This window comes from Oerskovia rustica, from assembly GCF_014836555.1.
GTDB lineage: Bacteria > Actinomycetota > Actinomycetes > Actinomycetales > Cellulomonadaceae > Oerskovia > Oerskovia rustica.
The window spans coordinates 136801-153996 of the sequence record NZ_JACSQQ010000003.1 but is presented as its reverse complement, the minus strand read 5'-3'; the positions used below and the strand labels follow the sequence as shown (position 1 = coordinate 153996).

Sequence of the window (17196 nt, the reverse complement as noted above, 5' to 3'; positions counted from 1 at the left end):
CGTAGGGTGGCACTCATGTGGATCTGAGCCTGCTCGCGAGACCCCCTTCCTCTCGCGCCCCGACGTCGCCCCGCGACACGACCTTCCCGTCGTGCCCCGGCTGCGCTCGACGTCGGCAGGCAGCCTCCGTGCCGCCGCGGCGCCCTCTTCGTCAGGTGATTCCATGCCCCAGCCTTCCTCCGCTCTTCTCACTGCCGTCGACCTCACCAGGTCCTACGGCCACCGCACCGTCCTCGCCGGGGTGAGCCTCGCCGTCGACCCGGGTCACCGCACCGGCCTGGTGGGCGAGAACGGCGTCGGCAAGTCGACGCTCCTGCGCCTGCTCGCGGGGGTCGAGGACCCCGACTCGGGGACGGTCACGCGGCCGCCGGACCTCGGCTACCTGCACCAGGAGCTCCCGTACGGCCCGACGACGTCGGTCGGCGAGGTCGTCGAGGACGCCCTCGCGGGGGTCCGGGAGATCGAGCGCGAGCTCGAGTCGGCGGCAGCGGCGCTCGCCGAGCTGTCCGACGCCGGGGTGTCAGAACGAGCGAGCGGTATGGGCAACGCTCGTTCTGACAGCTCCGGTGCGGACGTCGACGCCCTCACCGCGGCCTACGACCTGGCGCTCGCGCGCGCCGAGCAGTCGGACGTGTGGGGGGCCGACGCCCGTGCGTCCCGCGCCCTCGCGGGCCTGGGCCTCGACGTGATCCACCGCGACCGCCTGGTCTCGCGGCTCTCGGGCGGGCAGCGCACGCGGCTGGGCCTCGCGGCTCTCCTCATCCGCCAGCCGGGCGCGCTCCTGCTCGACGAGCCGACCAACCACCTGGACGACGAGGCCGCCGAGTTCCTCGCCTCGGCCCTGCGCGCCCTGCCCGGGGCCGTGCTGCTCGCGAGCCACGACCGCGTGTTCCTCGACGAGGTCTGCACCGAGATCCTCGATCTCGACCCGTCGCAGGAGGCCAGCTCTGCGGGTCGCACGGGCGGCACCCTGTACGCGGGCAGCTACCGCGACTACCTGCGGGCCAAGCGTGTCGAGCGGGCCCGCTGGGAGCAGCAGTTCGCGGCCGAGCAGGACGAGCTCAAGGCGCTGCGCCGGTCGGTCGCGACGACGGCCCGCAACGTCTCGCACAACCGTGAGCGCGGCAACCAGTCGAAGCTGCTCTACGACGCGAAGGGCGAGCGCGTGCAGTCTCAGGTCTCTCGGCGCGTGCGCAACGCGCAGCAGCGCCTCGACACGCTCCAGGCGGAGCAGGTGCGCAGGCCGCCCGAGCCCTTGCGGTTCGCGCCGCCGCACCTCGTGCGTGAGCGTGCGACGAGCTCGTCCCCGGGACGCTCGGGCGGGCGGCGTGGCCCCCGGGGTGCGTCGGACGGGACCGACGGCCTGGCGCTGTGGGCGCGTGACGTCGTCGTGCAGGGAGGGGCGACCGAGCCCGACCCCGCAGCCCCCGGGCGCCCCCGCCTCGACCTGCGGGCGTCCGGGGTGCCGTCGATCGACCTCGCTCCGGGCGCCAAGCTGCTCGTGACCGGGGCCAACGGGTCCGGGAAGTCGACGCTGCTGCACGTGCTCGCGGGCGACCTGCAGCCGTCGTCGGGCACGGTGGGGCGCGCGCGAGGCGTCGACGTCGCCCTGCTGGAGCAGGACGTCCGCCTGCACGACGACGCGCGCACCCCGCGCGGCCTGCTCGCCCTCGTCACGGGGCAGGACCCCGCGGACCGCCCGCACGTCGACGCGCACGGGCTCGTGGCGCCCCGCGACCTGGACAGGCCCCTGGGCATGCTGAGCGTCGGCCAGCGGCGGCGGGTCGTCCTCTCGATGCTCGTGACGCAGGCCCCCGACGTGCTGCTGCTCGACGAACCGACCAACCACGTGTCCCTCACGCTCGCGGAGGAGCTCATGGCCGCGGTCGAGACGTGGCCCGGCGCCGTGGTCGTCGCCTCGCACGACCGGTGGCTGCGGCGGACCTGGAAGGGCGACGTGGTGCACCTCGGCTGAGGCGACGAGGGGTTGTCGGCGAAGCCGTCGGCGCCCCTCAGAGGGGCACGGTGAGCTGCGCGCGGATCTCCCGCACGACCTCCTTCTGGACCTCGACGGGCGGTGCCCCGTCGGGATACAGGCCCAGCAGCGTCGCGAGCCGGAGCTGCGCCTCCTGGAGGTCGGCCAGCCGGCGGCTCTCGGCCCGCCCGCCCGCGCGGCGGGCCGCCTTGCGCGCCGCGCGGCGTCCGTGGACGGACCGCAGGGCCTCCCTCTCGCCGGGGGTCACGACGTCGTCGGGCTGGTCGGCGAGCGCCGCCTCGAACCAGCGGTGGTCGATGTGCCGCGCGTACCGGAACACGAGCACGAACGCGAGGATCAGGACGACGTACTTGAGGACGACCGACGCGAACGCGCCCGCCTCCGACGCCGGGAAGAAGATCTCGGGGGCGTTCCACGCGAAGTGCAGCACCCAGGCGAGCGCGTAGGTCGCGACCGCCACGGTGACGCGCCGCACCGTGGAGACGTGGAACGCCACGAGGGCGTAGGCGATGCCGAAGCCCGCGATCGCGGTGAACATCGCGTGCCCGCCCAGGCCCACGAGCACGCGGCTCAGGCCGACCTGGAGAGCGCCCACGGCGTCGGCGTTCGGGTCCATGATGGCGCCCTGCACGATGTAGCTGACGTTCTCGCTGACCTCGAAGCCCAGGCCGACCATCGCCCCGTAGACCAGGCCGTTGAGGGGGCGGGTCACGTGTGCGCGGCCCGCGTACAGGACCAGGACCACGCCGAGGAGCTTGATGAGCTCCTCGTCGGTCGGCCCGACGACGGCAGCGGCCCAGGAGGCGAGGCCCACCCGCTCGAACACGGTGATGAGGTGGTCGTTCGCGACCACGACGAGCGTCGGCGCGACGACGAAGCCCCACGCGTAGGCCGCGACGAGCATGCCGCCCGGCTCGTCCTCGAACAGGTCGAGCCGCCGGATGATCGCCGTGAGGAGCAGCGTGACGACGGCCGCGAGCAGGATCCCGATCCCCAGACCCTCGGGGGTGAGGAACACGTCCTGGCGGGCGACCCGCAGCATCCCGAAGCCGGCGACGACCAGGCACACCCAGTACAGCCAGGTCGCCCACTGGTAGTGGGGGAAGAGGCCGCGGCGCCGCCGCCCGGGTGAGCTCGTGGGGAGGACCACGGGGACGTTGCGCAGGCTCTGCTCGGTCATGAGATCGTCACCGCCCCCACCAGGTCGGCCACGGCCCCGGCCTGTGCCTGGAGGTCCGACGCCGTCCCGTACGCGAGGATCGACACCCCGCCCTGGGCGTGCTGCGTCGTGACCTTGACCGAGAGCGAGGCGGCCTCGGGGCCGCCCGACCGGAAGACGCCCGAGACCTCGGCGGGGTCGCCCTCGGACACGATCTGCGCGTCGTACAGGGTCGTGCCCGTCGCCAGCTCGGCGAGCCGGGCCCGCCGCGTGAAGAACACGTTCGGACTCTCGACGCCCGAGACGACCTCGATCTGGACCTCGACGCCCCGGCGGTCGACCGTGAGGCTGCCGCCCTCGAACGTCGACTCGCTCGCGTCCCCGGACGCGCTGATGTCGGCCGTGGTGGACCATCCCGCAGGGAACCGGACCGTCGCGGTCGAGGCGCCGTCGGACACCGTGACGACCCTCCCCGCGGGGATCTCGGTCTCGGTGGGCGGGGTGCCTTCGTCGACCGCCGTCGGGACGAGCCACAGGGCGACCATCGCGAGCAGCACGACGGCCGTCGCGACGGACCCCACGCGGTCCATGCCGAAGCGCCCGCGGCGTTCGGGCCGCAGCAACGGGGGAGGTTCGGGGCGCATCGCTCTCCTTCGGCTCGTCCGGGTCGGACGTCACTCGATGCAAGCATCGGGACGTCAGGTCCGCGACCGGGACGACCGCGGACGCCGCGGGGAGGTGACGTGGACGACACGTGCTGATCCGCCCTTCGCATGGTGAGTGTGGGCGGCGATGCCTAGGGTCGAGACATGAGCGAAGAGCGGGCACGCGCCGCACTGGAAGCGTCCGGGATCGACTTCACGATCACCCGTCACGGCCCGGTGAGCTCCCTCGAGGAGGCGGCGGCGGCGCGGGGGATCGACCCGGCGAACATCGTCAAGACGCTCGTGGTGCGCCGCGGTGACGACGACTACCTGTTCGTCCTCGTCCCGGGCGACCGGACCATCTCGTGGCCCAAGCTGCGGACCCTCCTGGGCGTCTCGCGCCTGTCCATGCCGGACAAGGAGGTCGCCCGCGAGGTCACGGGGTGCGAGCGAGGGACGATCACCCCGTTCGGCGCGACGACGGCCTGGCCCGTCGTCGCCGCCTCCCGTGTCGTCGACCGTGACGGGACGTCCCCGCTCGTGTCGATCGGCGGGGGTGCTTTCGGCGTCGCGGCGAGCGTCGACGGCGCGAGCCTCGCGACGGCGTTGGGCGCGCAGGTCGCGGACGTGACCGAGCCGGTCTAACCTCTCAGAGTTTGACCTTCACGGATCCCGACCGCGGGAACACCGTTCATTGCCCGATCGTTGACCAGGAGGACGGTCCGCGAGGCCACCCTCACCGACTGACGGAGCACGAGAAGAGCATGACCATCCCCAGTACGTACGACTCAGGCATCAGCTACGAGGCGACCCCCGAGGGATCGCTCATCTCCCTGTGGGGAGAGATCGACGCAGCGCTGAGGGACCGCGCGAGCGACGCCATGGCGCAGGTGCTCACGCACCCAGGACCGGTGACGATCGACGTCGGACGCGTGACGTTCATCGACTCGTCGGGCATCGCCTTCATCCTCCAGGTCTACATGCTGGGCTCCGAGGACGGGCGTCCCGTGGTCCTGCAGGACCCGACGACCTCGCTCGAGGACCTGCTCGACATGATCGGCATGGGCGGGACCATCCCCGTCGTGCGGACCGCGACCGCAGGGTCGTAGTCCGCGGGGCCCGTTCGGCCTGCACGGGGTGACGACGAGGTCATCCCTGAGGCTTCGGGCTGTGGCGCAGGGCTGTGGGTGGCGCCCGCTACCGTTCGGGTCATGCGCATCCTGCACACCTCGGACTGGCACCTCGGTCGCACGCTGCACGGCGTCGACCTGCTGGACCACCAGGCTGCGTACCTCGACCATCTCGTGGAGGTCGTCCGCTCGGAGGGGGTCGGAGCCGTCCTCGTCGCGGGCGACGTGTACGACCGTGCCATCCCGCCCGTGGACGCCGTGAACCTCCTCTCGGACACGGTCGCACGGCTCGCCGAGCACGCGGACGTCGTGCTCACGCCGGGCAACCACGACTCGGCGATCCGGCTGGGTTTCGGGGCGTCGCTCATGCGTGCGGGCGTCCACTTCCGGACGCGTGTGCCCGACGTCGGCACGCCCGTCGTCCTGGACCCCGCCGCGCGCGGTGGCTCGGGCGGGCGCGTCGCGGTGTACGCGATGCCCTACCTCGACCCGGACGCCGTGCGGTGGGAGCTCGCGGACGGGTGCTGTGCTGCCGTCGACGACGGCGAGGTCCCTGAGGCGAACCAGGTTCCGACACGTGAGAAGGGACCGTTGCCGCGCTCGCACGAGGCCGTGACCGCGGCGGCCGTGCGACGGGTCAGGGCGGACATCGCGCGCCGCCGCGAGGGTGGCGGTGACCGGTTGCGGAACGTGGTCGTGGCGCACGCGTTCGTCGTCGGCGGGCAGGCCTCGGAGTCCGAGCGGGACATCCGGGTGGGCGGCGTGGACTCGGTGCCCGCCGGGGTGTTCGGAGGAGCGGGCGTGGACTACGTGGCCCTGGGCCACCTGCACGGCCCGCAGACCGTCACGGTGCCCGGTGTTTCACGTGAAACCACAGGTCAGGATCGCGACGCGGCCACGACGGCCCGCTACTCGGGGTCGCCCCTCGCGTACTCGTTCTCGGAGATGCACCAGAAGAAGTCGACCGTCCTGCTGGACCTCGACGCGACCGGAGACGCCCGGACGGAGCTGCTCCCGGCGCCGGTCCCGCGACGCCTCGCCGAGGTCACCGGGACGCTCGACGACCTCCTCGGGGCGTCCGGTGAGCCGCACACCGACGACTGGCTCCGCGTGTTCGTCACCGACCCGGCCCGGCCCACCGAGATGTACGCGCGCGTCCGCGCACGGTTCCCGCACGCGCTCCAGGTCCAGCACCGCCCACCGGTGACGGCCGAGCGCGCGGTGATCTCCGTCGTCGGGCAGGGGCGTGACCCGCTCGAGGTGACCCACGAGTTCGTCCAGCACGTCACGGGGACGGGCCCCGACGAGTCCGAGGGAGCCGCGCTGCGTACCGCGCTCGAACGCGCCCTCGCGAGCGAGCGGAGCGCCTGATGCACCTGCACACCCTGACCCTCCAGGCGATCGGGCCGTTCGCCGGGCGCCACGTGATCGACTTCGGCGAGCTCGCGACCTCGGGCATCTTCCTGCTCGAAGGCCCCACGGGTGCCGGGAAGTCGACCATCATCGACGCCGTCGTCTTCGCGCTGTACGGCAAGGTCGCGTCCGAGGCCGCGAGCGAGGACCGGCTCCGCTCGGCGTACGCCGCCCCCGACGTCGAGTCGTTCGTGGACCTCGTCTTCGAGACGGGTTCCGGGGTCTACCGCGTGCGACGGACCCCCGAGTTCCAGCGCGCCAAGAAGCGCGGCACCGGGACCACGACCCAGCAGGCCGGAGTGAAGCTCTGGCGGCTCGCGGGCGCGGACCAGGCCGTCGCGGCGCCGGGGGCCGACGCCGACGACGTGCCGGGCGAGCTGCTCTCGACGCGGCTCGACGAGGCCGGGCTGGAGATCCAGCGGGCCGTCGGGCTCGACCGCCGACAGTTCGTCCAGACCATCGTCCTGCCGCAGGGGGAGTTCGCGAACTTCCTCCGGGCGGACCCCGAGCACCGTCGCAGCCTGCTCCAGAAGGTCTTCGGGACCGAGATCTACGACCGCGTGCAGACCGAGCTCGCGGCACTGAACCGCGAGGCGCAGGGCGCGGTCTCCGTCGCCAAGGGAGCCGCGACCGGAGCCGTCGAGAACTTCGTCGGTGCCGCCGGGCTCACGAGCGACGCGGCGGCGACCCTGCGCGAGGCCGCGCGCGACGACGTCCGGCTCGCGGGGCCGCTCGACATGGCCGACGAGCCCACGGGCGAGAGCGGCGTCGACGGCGGCGGGGATGGGGACGGCGACAGCGACGGGGCCGGCGGGGCCGGCGGGGTCGGTGACGACGCCGCCCAGGTCGCGGCTGTTGCCGCCCAGCCGTCGGTCCGGACCCTCGTCCACCGTCACGTCACGGCCATGCAGCGGACGGCCGACGAGCTCGGCGCACGGGAGGTCTCGGCCAACAGCGCGCTCGTCGCGGCCCGTGACGCCTTCGAGGCGGCGCGCACGCTCAGCGCAGCAGTCGTGCGCCGCGACGCCCTGCTCGCCGAGCAGGCGGCGCTCGACGCCGCCGCGGACCAGGTGGCCACCGACCGGGAGGTCCTCGCCGCCGCGCAGCGGGCCGCCGTCGTGGAGCCCGTGCTCGCGGGCGCCCGCCGCGCCGCCACGGAGCACGCCGCCGCGCACGAGCGGCTCCTGCTCGCCCGCACGGGGGTGCCGGAGTCGCTGGCCTCGGCCGACGTCACGGCCCTCGACGTCCTGCGGTCGAGCCTCGCCGCTGCGAGCGCGCGCCTCGCCCGGCTCCTGCCCGTCGGGGAGTCGTTGCCGATCCGGGAGCGCGACCTCGTCGACGGCCGCAAGGAGGTCGAGCGCGACCGCGAGGAACGCGCACGCGTCGTCGCGGACCTCGCGGCTCGTCCCGCCAACCGTGCCGAGCGGGAGTCGCGGCGCGACGAGCTCGCCGACGTCGCCGGACGGCTCGGCGAACGGCAGGAGAAGGTGCTCGCGGCCGAGTCCGTGCTGCGTGCGGCCCGCCAGGCAATCGAGACCGGCACGGCTCTCGACACCGCCCGGGCTGGTCAGGAGCGGGCGGTCGCCGACGCCCGCACCGCGTCCGACGCCGAGCACGCGCTGCGCACGGCCTGGCTGGGCGGGATCGCGGGTGAGCTCGCGGCGGGCCTGGAGCCCGGGGACGCGTGCCCCGTGTGCGGCGCGCACGAGCACCCCGCGCCCGCCCGGACGAGCGACGAACACGTGGGCCGGGACGACGTCGAGACTGCGGAAGCCGCGCGCCGGGCCGCGGAGGAGGTCGTCGCGGCGGCGTCCGCCGAGGTCGCGACCCTCGCCGAACGCCTCGACGGGTTCCTGCGGGCGGCGGGAGGTGTCGAGGTCGACCAGGCACAGGTGGCGCTCGCCGCGGCCAAGGAGCTCGTGTCGGCATCCTCCGCAGCCGCCACCGAACGGGCCGCGGCGTCCGCGGCTCTCTCGGCCTTCGACGCCGAGACCGGCGACCTGACCACCCTGGCCTCGACCCTCGCCGAGCGGGTCGCGGGCGAGAGCGCGCGCCTCGACGCCCTCGCCGCGGGGATCGAGCAGGACCGCCGGGACATCGTCGCCGAGCTCGACGCGACCGGACCGCTCCTCGCCGACGCCGACCTTCCGGACCCCTGGGCCGACGAGGGCGCGCCCGCCAACCCCGTCGCGGTGCTCGCGGCAGCGCTGCGGGACCGCGACCTCGCCGTGAGCACCCTGCTCGACGCCGAGGCTGCCGTCGCCCGCGCGTCGGCCGCGCTCGAGGCTCGGGCTGCCGAGGTCGCGGCAGTCGTCGCCGAGGCCGGGTTCGAGGACGAGCACGAGGCGGTCGGCGCGCTCCTGGCGACGGAGAGCCGCGAGGCGCTCGAACGCAGGCTCCGCACGATCGACGCGGACACCGAGCGCATCCGGCGGGGTCTCGCCGAGGAGGCGATCGTCTCCCTGCCCGCGGACGTGGACGTCGACCTCGACGGGGCGCGCGACGCCGTCGGGCAGGCAGAGGCTGCCGAGAGGATGGCCGCCCTCCAGGCGAACGGCGCGTCCCGGCGGGCGACCGCGGCGGCCACCGCCGCGACGGAGATCGAGTCGACCGTGGCCGCCTGGGGCCGCGCCCGCGAGGACGCCGCACCTGTCGCCCGCATGGCCGCGCTCGCCGCGGGGTCCGGCAGCGACAACGCCAAGGCACTGTCCCTCGCGACGTTCGTGCTGGTCAGGCGCTTCGAGGACGTCGTCGCGGCAGCCAACGAACGCCTCCGCGAGATGTCGGACGGCCGCTACGAGCTCGAACGGTCCGACGAGAAGGAGGACGTCCGCACGCGCCGGACCGGCCTCGCGATGAAGGTCCTCGACCACCGCACCGAGCAGGCGCGCGACCCCCGCACGCTCTCGGGCGGCGAGACCTTCTACGTGTCGCTGTGCCTCGCGCTCGGCATGGCCGACGTCGTGACCGCCGAGGCGGGAGGCGTCGACCTCGGGACGCTGTTCGTCGACGAGGGCTTCGGGACGCTCGATCCCGAGACGCTCGAAGCGGTGCTCGGTGAGCTCGGCAAGCTCCGCGCGGGGGGCCGAGTCGTCGGCGTCGTGTCCCACGTCGACGCGCTCAAGCAGTCCATCGCGGAACGCGTCGAGGTGCGGCGGCTCGCGAACGGGTCGAGCACGCTCACGGTGCGGGCGTAGCGCCGGCCTCCGGGGTGGCCTCGGGTTCGGCGCAGGGCGTCAGCGGGAGAGGTCTCGCGCCCGCAGCAGCACCGCGTCGAGCATCTCGGGCGTCAGCCGGCCCGTGAACGTGTTCTGCTGGCTGACGTGGAAGCAGCCCAACAAGGTCAGGTTGCGCCCGTCGGGGTGCGCGACCCGTACCTCGGCCCCGTGACCGAACACCGGTCGAGGCCGCGGCACCGCCCACCCCTGGTCGGCCAGCGTCGCGAGCAGCGCCTGCCAGCCGAACGCCCCGAGCACCACCGCGACCCGTGGGCCGACGAGCTCGAGCTCGCGCCCCAGGTACGGCGCGCACGTGCGACGCTCGGTCGGGGTCGGCTTGTTCGCGGGCGGGGCGCAGCGCACGGGAGCCGTGACGCGGATACCGGTCAGCTCGAGCCCGTCGTCCGCGCTCACCGACGTCGGCTGGTTCGCGAACCCCGTGCGGAACATCGATGCGAACAGGAAGTCGCCCGACCGGTCGCCCGTGAACATGCGTCCCGTGCGGTTCGCGCCGTGCGCGGCGGGCGCCAGCCCGACCACGAGGACCGCGGCCCGCTCGTCGCCGAACCCCGGCACGGGCCGCGCCCAGTAGGTCTCGTCACGGAACGAGGCGCGCTTCTCCGCCGCGACCCGTTCGCGCCAGGTGACCAGGCGCGGGCAGGCCCGGCACCCGACGAGCACCTCGTCGAGCGCCGCGACGCTCCCGGCGGAACGGACCTGGAGGGGGTACGTGACGTCGTCGGGCCCGACGACGGCGCCCACCTCGCGCGGCACGTCGCGTCCCGAGGGGCTCACCGGCAGGACCGGGCTGCTGTCACGCCTGCGGGACGAGCTGCTGCAACGCCCAGGTGTTGCCGTCGGGGTCCGCGAAGTACGTGAACCGGCCCCATGGCAGGTCCTCGACGGGAGGGGCGTCGACGCCGTGGTCGAGGAGGTGCTGACGGGCCACGTCGGCGTCGGGCACGACGATCTGCAGGCCGCGCTGCGCGCCCGACGGCATGTCGGTCATGTTGACGTCGAGCACGATCGAGCAGGCGGAACCCGGAGGAGTGAGCTGCACGAACCGCAGGTCGTCGTTGACGGGGATGTCGTGGTCGGCGTTGAACCCGACCTGGTCGACGTAGAACGCCTTGGCCCGGTCGATGTCCGACACGGGCACGGGGATGAGCTCGAGCTTCCAGTCCATGGTCGTCGCTCCTGCTGATCGGCTGGTGACCTGCGCGGCCCGCCGGGGGGCGGGCACGTCTCCACCGTACGAAGAGAAGCGGCCACCCGCTGACCGGGACTCCCGCAGCCCCGCGGCGGGTGCGGTGGGCTCAGGCGTGGCGGCCGCGGCGGGGCTCAGGCGCGGCGGTTCACCGGGGCCACGGGGGCCGCCGCCTCGGCCGCCTCGACCACTGCCTCCGCCGCAGCGACGACCCCGAGCTCGGAGGCGTCGGAGACCAGCACCGGCTCGTCGGCCGTGTCGGTCGCGGCCGCTGCGCCCGTTGCGGCGCCGTCGGCCGTCCCGTCGACAGGAGCCGCACGCAGCGACCGTGTGAGGCTCAGCAGCAGCAGTCCCGCGACCGAGATGACGCCGAACATCACTGCGGCCATGGTGATCGTGACGTCGCCGCCGAGGAGGCCCGTCAGGGGCGCGATGCCCGCGCCGACGCCGAACTGCATCGCCCCGAGCAGGGCAGCGGCGCTGCCCGCGCGGTGCGCGTTGCGCTCGAGGGCGACCGCGGGGACCGACGGCATGACGAACCCGGCCGTGCCGAGCGTCAGGACGATGAGAGCGACGATGACGGGCAGGCCTGCGCCGCTCAGGGTCGCGGCGAACAGCGCGGCCGACAGCAGGATCCCGACCGGCACGATCACGCGCAGGATCTGCTCGGGCGTCACGCGCCCGACGAGCGCGCCGTTGACCTGGCTGCCGATCGTCACCGACACCGCGCCCGCGCCGAAGATGATCGCGTACTGCTGGGCGCTCAGGCCGAACTGCTCCTGGAAGACGAACGTCGACGCCGAGATGTAGGTGAACATCGCGGCCATGTAGAAGCCGCCGAGCAGCGCGAGGCCGAAGAACGACCAGTCGCGCACGAGCGACCCGTACGAGCGCAGCGCCGCGACGGTCCCTCCCGTCCGTCGCCTCGCGGGGGGCAGCGACTCCTTGAGCCGCAGCGCGGCGAGCACGAGCAGCAGCACGCCGAAGACGGCGAGGGCCACGAACATCAGGCGCCACGAGCCCATGCGCAGGAACTGGGCGCCGATCGTCGGGGCGAGGATCGGCGCGACGCCCACGACCAGCATGAGGCGCGCGATGACCTTGCCGACCAGGAAGCCCTCGAAGTTGTCGCGCACGATCGCCATCGACAGGACCATGCCTGCCGCGGCCGTGAGGCCTTGGACGAACCGCAGCACGGTCAGCATCTCGATCGACTGGACGAACACGATCCCGACCGAGGCCAGCACGTAGATCGAGAGCGCGGACAGCAGCGGGAGGCGCCGACCGATCGCGTCGGAGAGCGAGCCGATGAGGAGCTGGCCCAGCGCCAGGCCTGCGAGGGTCGCGGTGAGCGTGAGCTGGATGCGGGACTCGGTCGTGCCGAGGTCCGTGACGATCTGCGGGAAGGCCGAGAGGTACAGGTCGATCGTGAGCGGGCCGATCGCCGTGAGCGCCGACAGCAGCAGCACGAAGCCGACGGTGATCCGGGTGGCGCGCGTGGGCGCGGACGCCGAAGACGCTGACGGGGCTGCCGGGCGGGAGACCGCGTCAGTGGTGGACGACGCTGGTGGTGGGGTGGCCATGACTGCGCCAACCCCGACCACCAGGTCGTTGTTCCCGGACGGCGTACGGCATCCGAGGGGTGAGACGGGTCAGGCCTGGGCGCGCGCGTCGCGCCACGCGACCCACTGCTTCACGAGGGACAGGTCGTAGTCGGGTCCGCTGACCCCGACGGTGAGGAGCGTCGCGCCGAGGCCCACGAGCTCCTCGCCCACCTCGGCGGGCGGGCGGTTGACCGCGACCGACCGCTCGACGAGCGAGGCCGTGTCCCGACCGACGGCGGCGCCGTGCTCGTCGAGGATCGCGCTCTTGCGGGCGAGCGTCGCGGCGTCGCCGAACGAGTGCCAGGCCGTCGCGTGCTCGGCGACGATGCGCAGCGTCTTCCGCTCACCACCGCCGCCGACGAGGATCGGGATCTCGCGCGTGGGCGCCGGGTTGGACGCGGCCCAGCGGGACTTGATGCGGGGGAGCGCGTCCGCGAGGTCGGCGATGCGCGAGCCCGCGGTGCCGAACTCGTAGCCGAACTGGTCGTAGTCCTTCTCGAACCAGCCGGCGCCGATCCCGAGGATCAGGCGGCCGCCCGAGATGTGGTCGACCGTCCGGGCCATGTCGGCGAGCAGCTCGGGGTTGCGGTAGCTGTTGCACGTGACGAGCGCCCCGATCTCGACGCGGCTCGTCTGCTCGGCCCACGCGCCGAGCATGGTCCAGCACTCGAAGTGCTTGCCGTCGGGGTCGCCCGTGAGCGGGAAGAAGTGGTCCCAGTTGAAGATCACGTCGACCCCGGCGTCCTCGGCGCGGGCGACCGCGTCACGGATCTGGGGGTAGTCGGCATGCTGGGGCTGGAGCTGGACACCGATGCGTACGGGACGAGTCATGGGGATCACCCTAGACAGACGGCGTGCCGCGGTGGCGAGGCCTTTCCCGAGGACGCACCCAAGTCCGCAGGTCACAGATGTGCAACGGCCAGGCGATGTCCAGATTCGGCACCTACTGTGGGCGGATGAAGCGATGGTGGTGGGTGGTCGGCGGGCTCGTCGTCCTGGTGCTCGTGCTCGTGGTGGTGGACCGTGTCACGGTGCGCATCGCCGAGGCGACCGCGGTGCGGTCCATGGAGCAGGGGGACGTCGAGCTGATCGACGCGAACCTCGACATCCTGGGCTTCCCGTTCCTGACCCAGGTCGCGGGTGGCGAGCTGGACCATGTCACGGGGTCCGCCGCGACGGCGACGTTCGGCGGGTACACCGTGACCGACCTGCATCTCGACGCCCACGGCGTCTCCACGAGCGACCCCTACGTCGTGCGGTCGGGGACCGCGACGGGGTTCCTCGCGCCGTCGTCGCTCGACGCGGTCGTGAGCAAGGCGGCCGGCGACCAGGTCACGTTCAGCACCGAAGGGGACCTGCTCGTCGCGAGCATGGACGTCCTGGGGGTGCCGCTGTCCGCGAGGCTCACGCCGCGCGTCGACGGCAACACGATCGCGGTCGACGTCTCCGCGCTCACCCTCGGCCCTGCGACCATCACGATCTCGGACCTCCCGGCCCCGATCGCGAGGCTCGTGACGAACCTGACGGTCCCGCTCGACCTCCCGCCCGGCGTGAGCCTCACCTCGGTCGGGGTGAGCGACGGGGCGATCCGGGTCGAGCTGTCCGGGAAGGACGTCGCGCTCGCGGACCTCGCGGTGTCGTGAGCCGCGCGTGAGAGACCGGGTGGGGTGAGAGACATGGCGGGTGCCGGGTCGTCCGACGCGGCGACGGTCGTCGCGACCCGCCTCGCCGCGCACCACCTGCGGGGCGCCGGTCTCGCGAGCGTGCGCGACGTCGTCGGGCACCTGGGGGCCGTCCAGTCGCAAGAGTTCCACCCGTCCCTGTGGGGGATCGCGCAGCGCACCGAGGGGACGCCGTCCGCCGCGTCGGTCCGCGACGACTTCTCCGCGGGAGCGTTCCTGCGGACGCACGTGCTGCGCCCCACGTGGCACCACGTCCTGCCCGACGACGCCCGCTGGCTCCTGCGCCTCACCGCGCCTCGGGTGCATCGCCTCAACCGGCCGTACTACCCGGACCTGGGTGGTCCGGCGCAGGACGCGGCCGCGACCGACCTGCTCGCCGAGGCTGTCGCGGGAGGAGACCATCGCACGCGCGCCGAGCTCGCGGCGCTGCTCGCGGACCGTGGCCTGCCGTCGAGCGGGCTCGCGTTCACGTACATCGTGATGCGCGCCGAGCTCGACGGGGTCCTCGTCAGCGGCGTACTTCGCGGTAGGCAGCAGACGTACGCGGCGTTCGACGAGCGCGTGCCGGCCGGGTTCGGGCCCCTCGGCGCGACGTACGACGACGACGCCGCGCTCGTCGAGCTGCTGCGGCGCTACCTCCGTGGCCGAGCGCTCGCGTCGGTCAAGGACTTCGCGGGCTGGTCGGGTCTCACGCTCACGCGGACGCGCGAGGGGCTGGCGCTGCTCGGCGCGGACGTCGAGCAGGTCGCGGGTGCGGGCGATACCGAGGGCCTGTCGTTCTGGCGGCTCGTCGACGGCCCGCCGCCCGCCGCGCAGGGCGCCACCGAGCGCGTTGTACAGGTGGACCTGCTCCAGGGGTACGACGAGTACTTCGTGTCGTACAAGGACAGCCGTGACCTGGCCCGCGACCCGCTCTCGGCCGAGGTGCCCGCCGTGCTCCCGCTGCGGCTTCCCGGCAAGGAGGTGTCGCCGTTCCTGCACGTGATCGCCGTGGACGGCCGCGTCGTCGGGCGGTGGCGGCACGCCCTGACCGCGAAGACCCTGCGCCTCGACACGCAGCTCTTCCGGCCGCTGACCCGGGGCGAGCAGCGGGGCTTCGAGGCCCAGGCGGAACGGCTCGCGGCCCACTGGGGCGTGGCGTACGAGGCGTCCTGACGCGGTGCCGGACCCGGTGCCGGACCCGAGGTGGGTCAGGCAGCTCGACCGAGCCACCCGACCCACCCCACCCACCTCGGGTGCGACCCCTACGCGTACGCGCCCGCCTGGAGGCCGAACAGCTCCGCGTACAGGTCGCCGCGCGCCATGAGGGCCGCGTGGTCGCCGTGCTCGCGGACCTTGCCGGCGTCGAGCACCACGATCTGGTCCGCGTCGCGCACGGTCGAGAACCGGTGCGAGACGAAGCACGTGATCGCGCCGCCGGCCCGTCCGGCCTCGTCGGCCGTCGCGACGAACCGCTCGAACAGGGCGTGCTCGGCCGCGGCGTCGAGCGCCGCGGCGGGCTCGTCGAGGACGAGCAGCAGCGGCTCGCGGCGCAGGAGCGTGCGCCCGAGCCCGAGCGTCTGCCACTGGCCGCCCGACAGCCCGACGCCGTTCCCGTACCCGTGCCCCAGGAGCTGGTCGAGCCCGCCCGCCTGCTTCTCGACGATGCCGCGACCGCGCGCCCGGTCGAGCGCGGCCCACAGGTCCTCGTCGACGTCGAGCGACGCGAGCCGCCCGACGCCCACGTTCTCGCGGATCGTGAGCTCGAACCGCGCGAAGTCCTGGAACAGGGTCGCGGTCCGCGCCTGCCACTCGGCGTCGTCGAGGTCGCGCAGGTCGACGCCGTCCACGAGGATCCGCCCCGACGTCGGCCGGTACAGCCCGCACAGGAGCTTGACGAACGTGCTCTTGCCCGCGCCGTTGTCGCCCACGACCGCGAGGGTCGACCCCGCGGGCACGTCGAGGCTCACGCCGTCGAGGATCACGCGGTCCGTGTCGGGGTAGGCGAAGGTCACGTCCTCGAAACGCACGCCGCGCGTGAGCCGCGCGGGCACACCGCCCGAGCCCACGGGCTCACCCACGGGCGCGGTCACGGTGCCCGACGACGCGGTCGCCGGGTCCTCGCCGACCAGGGCGCCGGACGCACCCGGGTGCGCGGCGCCGTCGGGCACGGGCTGTCCCGGCCCTGCCGCGGAGGCAGGTCGCGCGACGGCCGCGCGCAGCTCCTCGACGTGCGACACCGTGCGCCCGACCCCCTGCAGGGTGCCGAGCAGCGCGAGCGCACCCGAGACCTGGACGCTCACCTGGACCGCGAGCGTGATGACCAGGACGACCTGACCCACGTTCGCCGACCCCGTGACTGCCTGGCGCACGACCAGGAACACCGCGACGCCGTACGCGCACGCGAACCACGCCTGCCCGGCCGCGCGCAGCAGGGCGCTGCGGCGGTGCGCCGACCACACGCGGGCCGTCGTCGCCGACCACGCGGCACGCTGGCGCGCGACGATCGGGGCCTGCGCGCCGAACAGGCGGACCTCCTTGGCCGAGCTGCCCGTGGTCGCGAGCGAGACGAGGTGCGTCGAGAGCTGGACCTCGTGCGCGGACGCGTCGCGCGCGGAGTCGAGCACCTTTTGCGCCGTGTTGTTGAGGAGCACGGGCGGCAGCGCGGCGAGCGGCAGCAGCAGCAGCCACGGCTCGACCATCGCCAGGATGACGGTCGTGATCGTGACCTGGAGCAGGAGCCCGCTGAGCTGGAGCGTCGCCTCGAGCGCGGACCGCACCCGCTGCAGCCCCTCGGTGACCAGGGTCAGGAGCTCGGCGAACCGCGGCCGGTCGAACTGGTCGATCTGCGGGTTGCCGTGCGCGAGCCTCGCGACCTCGTCGGTCAGCTCGAGCTGCTGCAGGTCGGCGAGCTCGAAGTAGTACAGGTGCGCGAAGTGGCCCATCATGAGCTCGAAGATCAGCAGGGTCGCGACGCACACGCCCAGGCTGACCGCGAGGCTCGTCTGCTGGTCGAGGGCGGCGTTCGTCAGGGCACCGAGCGCGACGCCGACGAGCGGCCCGGCGAGGTAGCCGATCGTCATGAGGATCGCCGCCGTGAGCAGGCGCCGCCTGTCCGTGCGGTAGCCCAGGACGAGGAAGAAGCGTGCGGCTCTGAGCATGGT

The 17196-nt window shown here is 73.7% G+C and carries 14 protein-coding genes; 7 read left to right on the top strand and 7 right to left on the bottom strand.

Annotated elements, in window-relative coordinates; all coding sequences use genetic code 11:
• Positions 1 to 163: 163 nt before the first annotated feature.
• A complete protein-coding gene (locus H9652_RS02815) occupies positions 164 to 1975 on the top strand; it encodes an ABC-F family ATP-binding cassette domain-containing protein (RefSeq protein WP_191794565.1) in 1812 nt (603 codons plus the stop codon).
• A gap of 37 nt (positions 1976 to 2012) precedes the next feature.
• Here the strand turns inward: H9652_RS02815 and H9652_RS02810 are convergent, their stop codons facing one another.
• Together H9652_RS02810 and H9652_RS02805 are read right to left on the bottom strand one after the other, a co-directional pair.
• Positions 2013 to 3176: a PrsW family intramembrane metalloprotease gene (locus tag H9652_RS02810; protein WP_191794564.1), complete on the bottom strand. Its 1164-nt coding sequence runs from the start codon at positions 3174 to 3176 to the stop codon at positions 2013 to 2015.
• Entirely contained in the window at positions 3173 to 3799 is a 627-nt protein-coding gene (locus H9652_RS02805) for a hypothetical protein (protein ID WP_191794563.1), read from the bottom strand. Before H9652_RS02805 ends, H9652_RS02810 begins: the two co-directional genes overlap by 4 nt.
• 165 nt (positions 3800 to 3964) lie before the next feature.
• On the opposite strand from H9652_RS02805, the gene H9652_RS02800 reads away from it, so the two are divergent.
• From H9652_RS02800 to H9652_RS02785, 4 genes are all read left to right on the top strand, one after another.
• Positions 3965 to 4444: an aminoacyl-tRNA deacylase gene (locus tag H9652_RS02800; protein ID WP_191794562.1), complete on the top strand. Its 480-nt coding sequence runs from the start codon at positions 3965 to 3967 to the stop codon at positions 4442 to 4444.
• Between the two features lie 119 nt (positions 4445 to 4563).
• The gene (locus tag H9652_RS02795; protein WP_030152374.1) at positions 4564 to 4908 is read left to right on the top strand and encodes an STAS domain-containing protein; all 345 of its coding nucleotides are present in this window, start codon (positions 4564 to 4566) and stop codon (positions 4906 to 4908) included.
• Positions 4909 to 5010: 102 nt separating this feature from the next.
• Positions 5011 to 6300 (top strand): exonuclease SbcCD subunit D, encoded by a 1290-nt coding sequence (locus tag H9652_RS02790; protein ID WP_191794561.1) that lies wholly within the window; start codon positions 5011 to 5013, stop codon positions 6298 to 6300.
• Positions 6300 to 9539: an AAA family ATPase gene (locus H9652_RS02785; protein ID WP_191794560.1), complete on the top strand. Its 3240-nt coding sequence runs from the start codon at positions 6300 to 6302 to the stop codon at positions 9537 to 9539. The genes H9652_RS02790 and H9652_RS02785 overlap by 1 nt, the downstream gene beginning before the upstream one ends.
• Positions 9540 to 9578: 39 nt before the next feature.
• Here H9652_RS02785 and H9652_RS02780 read toward each other — a convergent pair whose 3' ends face one another.
• The 4 genes from H9652_RS02780 to H9652_RS02765 form a co-directional block, all read right to left on the bottom strand.
• Positions 9579 to 10355, bottom strand: a complete 777-nt coding sequence (locus H9652_RS02780) for a uracil-DNA glycosylase (protein WP_404821987.1) — start codon at positions 10353 to 10355, stop codon at positions 9579 to 9581.
• A gap of 19 nt (positions 10356 to 10374) precedes the next feature.
• A complete protein-coding gene (locus H9652_RS02775; protein ID WP_191794608.1) occupies positions 10375 to 10746 on the bottom strand; it encodes a VOC family protein in 372 nt (123 codons plus the stop codon).
• 155 nt (positions 10747 to 10901) lie between these two features.
• On the bottom strand, positions 10902 to 12236 hold the full coding sequence (locus tag H9652_RS02770; RefSeq protein WP_318243954.1) for a multidrug effflux MFS transporter: 1335 nt from the start codon (positions 12234 to 12236) through the stop codon (positions 10902 to 10904).
• 183 nt (positions 12237 to 12419) lie between these two features.
• Entirely contained in the window at positions 12420 to 13202 is a 783-nt protein-coding gene (locus H9652_RS02765; RefSeq protein ID WP_191794558.1) for an LLM class F420-dependent oxidoreductase, read from the bottom strand.
• 125 nt (positions 13203 to 13327) lie between these two features.
• On the opposite strand from H9652_RS02765, the gene H9652_RS02760 reads away from it, so the two are divergent.
• Positions 13328 to 14014 carry an LmeA family phospholipid-binding protein gene (locus H9652_RS02760; RefSeq protein WP_191794557.1) on the top strand — a complete coding sequence of 229 codons (687 nt, stop codon included), beginning with the start codon at positions 13328 to 13330 and terminating at the stop codon, positions 14012 to 14014.
• A 33-nt stretch (positions 14015 to 14047) separates the two neighbouring features.
• A complete protein-coding gene (locus H9652_RS02755; RefSeq protein WP_225227631.1) occupies positions 14048 to 15208 on the top strand; it encodes a winged helix DNA-binding domain-containing protein in 1161 nt (386 codons plus the stop codon).
• 89 nt (positions 15209 to 15297) lie between these two features.
• On the opposite strand, the gene H9652_RS02750 is transcribed toward H9652_RS02755, so the two are convergent.
• Positions 15298 to 17193, bottom strand: coding sequence for an ATP-binding cassette domain-containing protein (locus tag H9652_RS02750; protein ID WP_191794555.1), 1896 nt, complete (start codon positions 17191 to 17193; stop codon positions 15298 to 15300).
• Positions 17194 to 17196 lie beyond the last annotated feature (3 nt).